Genomic DNA, 7,702 nt, shown 5'->3' with positions numbered 1-7,702 from the left:
GGATTTCGGAACTTTGACAACTTTAAGAAACGAATTTTCATCGCTCTGAATATAAAAATGAAGAGGACATCAATTGTCCTCTCCAGATGTTAGTTTTTATTCAACCCACTACAGTTGACAATGAGCCTGCATTTCTTAATAAAAAATATATTCTCTAAGCATAAAAAAACCGAGGTTTACCCTCGGTTTTGGCTGATAATCAATTATTTACGGCGTCCTGGTCTTTCTTTGTAACCATAGTAAGCATCTTCGATGATTTCTTGCATATGGTCAACCATTGGAAGACGTGGGTTTGCAGGTGAACATTGATCTTCATAAGCAAGGAAGGCCAATTCACGTGAATGTTCTTTCCATTCTTTTTCGTCAATACCTTGTGCTTTGAAGTTCATTTGGATACCTACGCGCTCACCAAGTTCGTAGACAGCTTTTGAGTAAGATTCCACACCTTCTTCTGGTGTAGAAGCTGGAAGGCCAAGCATACGAGCGATATCTTGATATTTCTCGTCTGCACGGTAGTAGTTGTACTTAGGCCATGTAGCTGTCTTAGCTGGGCGTGTACCGTTGTAACGGATAACGTATGGAAGCAAGATTGCATTTGTACGTCCGTGAACTGTGTGGAATTGCGCACCAATCTTGTGAGCCATTGAGTGAGAAATACCTAGGAAGGCATTTGCAAAGGCCATACCAGCGATTGTTGAAGCGTTATGCATTTTCTCACGTGAGTGGAAGTCTGCATTCTTAACTGAGCTTTCAAGGTTTTCGAATACAAGTTTGATTGCTTGAAGAGCAAGACCATCAGTGTAGTCGCTAGCCATTTGTGATACGTAAGCTTCAGTTGCGTGAGTCAATACGTCCATACCAGTATCAGCAGCAACAAATCCAGGAACTGTCAATACCAAAGCAGGATCTACGATTGCCACAGTTGGTGTCAATGAGTAGTCAGCGATTGGGTATTTACGGTTGTTTGCTTTATCAGAGATAACGGCAAATGGAGTTACTTCAGATCCTGTACCAGATGTAGTTGGGATCGCGATGAATTTAGTCTTCTTACCAAGCAATGGGAATTTGAAGGCACGTTTACGGATATCCATGAATTTTTGAACAAGGTCACGGAAGTCCACTTCTGGTTGTTCGTAGAAGAGCCACATTACTTTAGCAGCATCCATTGGCGATCCACCACCAAGAGCGATGATTGTATCTGGTTTGAAGGCACGCATGATCTCAGTACCACGTTCAACTGTAGTAATATCTGGATCTGGTTCTACATCTGCAAAGATTTGGTAAACAACCTTATTGCGACGAAGGTCAAGTTGTTCGATGATACGATCAAGGAAGCCAAGCTCTACCATAGCGTGGTCAGTAACGATCATGACACGCTCAACGTCACGACATTTTTGAAGGTATTGAATTGAATCACGTTCAAAGTATGTTTTTGAAGGAAGTTTCATCCATTGCATGTTATTTCTCCGTCTTCCGACTTTTTTGATGTTCAAGAGGTTGATGGCGCTAACGTTATCCCCAACTGAGTTACGTCCGTAAGAACCACATCCGAGTGTCAATGATGGCAAGAAGGCATTATAAACGTCCCCGATACCACCGAAAGTAGAAGGTGAGTTACAGATAACACGAATAGCTTTAACAGCTTTACCAAATTCTTTAGTCAATTCTTCATCAGCTGTATGGATGGCTGCTGAGTGCCCAAGACCGTTAAATTCAACCATTTGACGAGCTTTAGCAATACCATCTTCACGGCTTTCAGATTTCAAAACTGCGATAACTGGTGACAATTTTTCACGAGTCAATGGCTCGTTTTCACCAACTTCTTTACATTCTGCAGCAAGAATGTTTGTCCCTTCTGGAACAGTAAATCCTGCTTGTTCTGCAATCCAAGTTGCTGGTTTACCAACGATGTCAGCGTTCAATTTTGCACCAGCACAGTTTTTGCTGTTTGCTTTCACGCCGAAGCAGAACTCTTCAAGAAGAGCTTTTTCTTTTTTGTTTACAAAGTAAGTGTGATAAGATTTGAACTCTGCTACAAATTCATCGTAAATTTCTTTATCAATGATAACCGCTTGTTCAGATGCACAGACCATACCGTTATCAAATGATTTAGACATTACGATATCGTGAGCAGCTTGGCGGATGTTAGCTGATTTTTCAACATAAGCTGGAACGTTACCGGCACCTACCCCAAGAGCTGGTTTACCACATGAGTATGCGGCTTTAACCATGGCATTACCACCTGTTGCAAGGATTGTTGCAATACCTTCGTGGTTCATAAGCGCACTAGTTGCTTCCATAGATGGTTCAGTAATCCACTGTACACAGTTTTCAGGAGCACCTGCTTTAATCGCTGCATCACGAACGATTTGAGCTGCGTGAGCTGATGATTCTTGAGCTGATGGGTGGAATGCAAAGACAATAGGATTACGAGTCTTCAATGAAATCAACGCTTTAAAGATTGCTGTTGAAGTTGGGTTAGTTGTTGGAGTGATCCCACAAACAACACCAACTGGTTCAGCGATAAGAGTCAATCCTGTTACATCATCTTCTTCGATAACACCAACTGTTTTAGTGTGGCGCATGTTATTTACCACGTGCTCACAAGCAAATAGGTTTTTAGTTGCTTTATCTTCAAATACTCCACGTCCTGTTTCTTCAAAGGCATGTAAAGCCAATTCTCCGTGAGCATCAAGTGCAGCAACTGAAGCTTTTGCTACGATATAATCGACTTGATCTTGGTCAAGTTTACGCATTTCTTCAAGGGCAACTAAAGCTTTTTGCACCAAACCATCGACATGCTTTTCAGCAGCGAGTTTCTTTTCTTCTGGTGTTACAGTTTTTTTATCAGCCATATTTTCCTCCATAGCTTTCAAGGATTGTAAGTCCTTTGTTAATTTTTTCACAAGTTTATTATAACTCTTTTTTAAACGTTTGTAAACAGTTTCATAGACATTTCACAAACTTTTTTTATTTGTTTGTGAAAATGATGTCAAACACCCTTTTGCAGATGCTTTTGAGCCACTAGTTTGTGAATGTTTTTAAAAAAGTTTTATTTTTCACAAACTTAATTGTAAAGAGAGGTTGGAAATGCCTTTCGCTTCCATGTAAGCGCTTTCTTATATTCTGGAAGAATACCTCCTTCTAGGAGGAGGTTATTGTGCTTGTTGAAATAAACCTTGTTTGAAATCCCCTTCATAGACTACTTCTTGTTCGGTAGTCAGTTTTCCTTTTCCTTCAGCTTGGCCATTTACAAAGTCTCCCTCATATACCCAACCTGCTTTAGCTTGGTAGGTACCTTTACCATTGAAGGCACCATTGCTAAATTCTCCAGTATAGCTATCACCGTTTGAGAAGGTAACAGTGCCCTGACCATTCATCTTACCACGAACTAGGCTTCCATCGTAAACAATGGTATCCCCATCCAGTTTGAGAACTCCTTGCTTGGGAAGATTTGTCAGAAATACTAACCCTGCGCAGACAACAATGATGATTACTGTCGCGATTTCTAGTCGAGGACGTGTCAAATAGACACTGTATTTTTCATAGAGTTTCTTTATATTTTCCATTTTCACTCTCATTTTCTAAGCGACTTAACCAAGCTCGACAACCAGTTGAAATCCGATCGTAAGTTTCTTCAAAATCACCTGTATACCATGGGTCTGGAACGCTTTCAGATGCAAACGCTTGGATCTTATCTTGTTGATCTTGCGGGCACATCTGATATAAGTCAGCAAGGTTAGACTCATCCATACCAATGATATAGTCAAAATACTCAAAGTCATTTTTAGAAATTTGTTGGGAAGTTTTCGAAGTATCATAAGGAACGCCATGGCTTCGAAAGATTTCTTGTGTCCCTTTGTGGATCGGATTGCCATGTTCCCAGGAAGAAGTCGCTCGGCTTTGAATCTCATATTTGTCAGTCAAGGATTTCATCACAAATTCCGCCATAGGACTACGACAAATATTACCAAGACAGACAAAAGCAATTTTTTTCATTACTCTTCCTCTCACTTATAGAAAAACGGGAATGAGATCCACCCCGTTTTATTCTTCAATAGCACTGCCGTCTTCAATAACAGCTCCTTCAGGTGTCACAGCTTCTTTGACTGGCAAAACAGTTCGAATTGCTGCCAGTTCGAAGGTTAAGTATACGCCATCAACATCAAGAACAATTGTTCTATTTTCTGTGTCTACTTCATCGACTGTACCGTAGAGACCACCGATAGTGATTACTTCGTAGCCTTTTTGAAGCTTATTGAGGCTTTCCATACGTTTTTCTGCTTGTTTCTTTTGAGAACGTTGCATGAAGAACATCAAGCCCAACATCAAGACAAGCATAATTAAAAATGTTAAATTCCCACCCATTATTTTTACTCCTTTGTATTTCAGATAAAACTACTATAACAAATTTTAAGTGTTTTTACAAGATTAGGCCATGCTTTTATATCAAGAAAGAGGCTAGGACAAAAATTCCCAACCTCGACTTTTTTAGCAATATGCCTCTATATTATTTCAAGTTGTTTACAAGTTCTACTAAGTTTTCAACTGTAAATCCATACTCTGCTAAAACTTTTGGTGCTGGCGCAGACGCTCCAAAGGTATCAATACCGAGAACCGCTCCATCAAGACCAACGTATTTATACCAGTTTTGAGTTGCTCCCATTTCAACTGCTACACGACGACGAACTGCATTTGGTAAAATCTCTTCTTTGTATGCTGCATCTTGTGCATCAAAGACATCTGTAGATGGCATGCTGACTACGCGAACTTTTCCACCTTGGCTTGCCAATTCTTTAGCGGCTGCAACAGCGAGATTAACCTCTGAACCAGTCGCAATCAAGATAGTGTCGAAGTCTGCTGCATTTTCATAAACGACATAAGCACCTTTCGCAACCTTGTCAAAGTCTGTTCCTTCTTCAACAGTCAAGTTTTGACGAGTCAAGACAAGAACAGTTGGTGTTTTCTCGCTCTTCACTGCTTGATACCAAGCCGCTTGAGTTTCACGCGCATCTGCTGGGCGGAAAACATTAAGGTTTGGAATCGCACGAAGACCTGCCAAGTGCTCAATCGGTTCATGAGTTGGTCCATCTTCACCAACTGCGATTGAATCGTGAGTGAAGACATAAGTCACTGGAAGACCTTGTAAGGCTGACAAACGAACTGCTGCTTTAAGGTAGTCTGAGAATACGAAGAAAGTTCCACCATAAACTCGAAGTCCACCGTGAAGAGCCATTCCGTTCAAGACAGTACCCATTGCAAATTCACGAACACCAAACTGAATGTTACGATTTAAGCGATTTGCATCATCTTGAAGTCCGTCAGTTTTGATGTAAGTCATGTTTGAATGAGCAAGGTCAGCTGATCCACCAAGGAAGGTTGGCAATTTAGCAGCTACTACATTCAAAGCATCCTGACTTGAGTTACGAGTTGCTTGAGAGAAGCCATTTTCTAAAGCTGGGAAGTCTTCTGGAGTCAACTCAACTGGATCGCGTCCTTCGATAATTGCTTCCACTTCTGCAGCCAGTTCTGGGTGAGCTTCTTTATAATCTGCGACTAGTTTTGTCCATGCTTCATAGGCTGATGCACCACGGTCTGCAACATTTTCTTTGAAATCAGCATAAACTTCTGCTGGGATTTCAAATGGTTCATAGTTCCAACCAAGTGCCTGGCGAGTTGCTGCAGTTTCATCCGCTCCAAGAGGAGCACCGTGTACAGCATTGGTTCCTTGTTTATTTGGAGAACCATAACCAATAACAGTTTTCACTTCGATCAAAGATGGTTTTCCTGAAGCCTTAGCTTCTTCGATAGCAGCATGAATAGCTTCTAAGTCTGTTCCATCTTCTACCAAGGCTGTATGCCAACCATAAGCATTGTAACGATCGCGGACACTTTCTGTGAAAGAATCTTTTGTCTCACCATCCAAGTTGATATCATTTGAATCATAAAGAACAACCAACTTGTCAAGCTTTTGCAAGCCTGCATAAGAAGCAGCTTCACTTGAGACACCTTCCATCAAGTCACCATCTCCACAGATAACGTAAGTGTAGTGGTCAAAGATGTTATAACCTTCACGGTTGTACTTAGCTGCAAGGAAACGTTCTGCTTGTGCAAAACCTGTCGCAGTCGCAATCCCTTGTCCTAGAGGGCCTGTTGTTGCATCAACCCCTGCTGTATGACCAAATTCTGGGTGACCTGGAGTTTTAGAGCCCCATTGACGGAAGTTCTTCACTTCATCCATGCTCACATCTTCAAATCCAGAAAGGTGAAGAAGGGCATAAAGAAGCATTGATCCGTGACCAGCTGAAAGAATGAAACGGTCGCGGTTAATCCAGTTTGGTTGAGCTGGATTGATACGAAGTTCTTTAGTGAATAGGCTGTATGCCATCGGTGCAGCTCCCATAACCACCCCTGGGTGACCTGAGTTCGCTTTATTGATAGCGTCAATACCTAGAAAACGAATCGCATTAACAGATAGATTTGACATAGAATTTCCTTTCTCTTTGAGGTGATAGGTCTATCACATATTCTATTTGTACTATTATATGAAAATTATCCGTATCGTGCAACATACGGATAACCTCCAGAAAAAATTTTTATATTAAAGCAAGGCTTTGAATTGGATATTTGAGTCTTGTTCGAAGCAGTCATCAAAACCACGTGGGTGATGATATTCTATTAAGTGTTGGTCTTGAGGATAAGTGTATTTACCACCAACTTCCCAGATAAATGGATGGAAATCGTATTGCAAGCGATCTTTTCTCATTTTCCAAAGTTCTAGGATTTCATTCGTAGAAGCCATGAAGTTAGACCAGATATCATAGTGAACTGGGATAATGACTTTAGCACGAAGATTTTCTGCCATACGAAGTAGGTCGATAGAGGTCATTTTATCTTGGATACCTACTGGATTTTCACCATAGTTATTCAAAGCAACATCAATTTTGAAGTCTTTACCATGTTTCGCAAAATAGTTTGAGAAGTGAGAATCTGCACCATGATAAATGGTTCCACCTGGTGTTTCAAAGACATAGTTAACAGCCTTTTGAGCCATTTCTTCATCTGTAACAGCTAAACCAGCAAGTTCGCCACCTGTCTCATCAGCACCGTTTACTGGTAGCGTTACCAAGCAAGTACGGTCAAATGATTCTACCGCATGAATCTTCATGTCTTTTAGTTCAATAGTATCACCTGGTTTGACAACGATGATGCGTTCTTTTGGAACACCCCATCCTTCCCAGATTCGTCCACAATGGTAAGGGCCGATAAACTTAACATGTTCTAACTTAGGATTATTGAGAATTGCTGCAGCTGTGTATGGGTCGATATGGTCACTATGGAAGTGTGAAACCAAGTAGTAGTCGAGTTCATTGATAGCAAATGGATCGATAACCATTGGCTGAACACGTAAGTTTGGTTGCAATTTACGAACACCTGCCATATTTGCCATTTGGTGTCCGCGAACCATATCTTTCACTTTTTTAGTTGATTTTCCACGGTTTGACCAAAGGTCCATGACAACGTTAGCACCACCTGGTGTTTTAATCCAAGTACCACAGTTGCCTAGCCACCACATGGCAAAGTTACCTTCAGGAACGACTTCTTCTTCGATTTCTTCGTTCAACCATGTTCCCCACTCTGGGAAAGTAGCTAAAATCCATGATTCTCTTGTAATTTCTTTTACGTTTGGCATTTGAAATCC

At 41.0% G+C, this 7,702-nt stretch carries 6 protein-coding genes; all 6 read right to left on the bottom strand.

Features of this window, described 5'->3' with window-relative positions; translation table 11 throughout:
* Positions 1-203 precede the first annotated feature (203 nt).
* Complete coding sequence (adhE, locus tag QM928_RS04300) at positions 204-2,855, bottom strand: bifunctional acetaldehyde-CoA/alcohol dehydrogenase (RefSeq protein WP_414294586.1); 2,652 nt, start codon at positions 2,853-2,855, stop codon at positions 204-206.
* Positions 2,856-3,155: 300 nt separating this feature from the next.
* The gene (locus tag QM928_RS04295; protein WP_414294585.1) at positions 3,156-3,569 is read right to left on the bottom strand and encodes a hypothetical protein; all 414 of its coding nucleotides are present in this window, start codon (positions 3,567-3,569) and stop codon (positions 3,156-3,158) included.
* Positions 3,544-3,999, bottom strand: coding sequence for a low molecular weight protein-tyrosine-phosphatase (locus tag QM928_RS04290; protein WP_414294584.1), 456 nt, complete (start codon positions 3,997-3,999; stop codon positions 3,544-3,546). Before QM928_RS04290 ends, QM928_RS04295 begins: the two co-directional genes overlap by 26 nt.
* 48 nt (positions 4,000-4,047) lie before the next feature.
* Positions 4,048-4,368, bottom strand: a complete 321-nt coding sequence (gene yajC, locus QM928_RS04285; RefSeq protein WP_075230544.1) for a preprotein translocase subunit YajC — start codon at positions 4,366-4,368, stop codon at positions 4,048-4,050.
* Positions 4,369-4,510: 142 nt separating this feature from the next.
* Positions 4,511-6,487, bottom strand: coding sequence for a transketolase (tkt, locus tag QM928_RS04280; protein WP_414294583.1), 1,977 nt, complete (start codon positions 6,485-6,487; stop codon positions 4,511-4,513).
* Positions 6,488-6,601: 114 nt separating this feature from the next.
* Complete coding sequence (gene ulaG / locus QM928_RS04275; protein ID WP_006153413.1) at positions 6,602-7,693, bottom strand: L-ascorbate 6-phosphate lactonase; 1,092 nt, start codon at positions 7,691-7,693, stop codon at positions 6,602-6,604.
* Positions 7,694-7,702 lie beyond the last annotated feature (9 nt).

The sequence above is a fragment of the Streptococcus infantis genome, assembly GCF_047460405.1.
Classification (GTDB): domain Bacteria; phylum Bacillota; class Bacilli; order Lactobacillales; family Streptococcaceae; genus Streptococcus; species Streptococcus infantis_Q.
This window is presented reverse-complemented; position numbering and strand designations above follow the sequence as displayed.